The organism is Candidatus Pantoea communis, from assembly GCF_011752685.1.
GTDB classification, from domain to species: domain Bacteria; phylum Pseudomonadota; class Gammaproteobacteria; order Enterobacterales; family Enterobacteriaceae; genus Pantoea; species Pantoea communis.
Map to the genome: position 1 here is coordinate 1 of NZ_VWXC01000080.1, position 315 is coordinate 315.

General features: G+C 52.1%; 1 rRNA gene. It reads right to left on the reverse strand.

Features of this window, described 5'->3' with window-relative positions:
• Positions 1-315 (reverse strand): 23S ribosomal RNA (locus tag F3J37_RS27960); the annotation flags it as partial.

Consider the following 315-nt stretch of genomic DNA (forward strand, 5'->3'; position numbering starts at 1 on the left):
TCCTTCACCCGAGTTCTCTCAAGCGCCTTGGTATTCTCTACCTGACCACCTGTGTCGGTTTGGGGTACGATTTCGTGTTACCTGGAGCTTAGAGGCTTTTCCTGGAAGCAGGGCATCAGTTACTTCATCACCGTAGTGACTCGTCATCACACCTCAGCGTTAAAAGAGTCCGGATTTACCTAAACTCTCCGCCTACATGCTTAAACCGGGACAACCGTCGCCCGGATAACCTAGCCTTCTCCGTCCCCCCTTCGCAGTAACACCAAGTGCAGGAATATTAACCTGCTTCCCATCGACTACGCTTTTCAGCCTCGC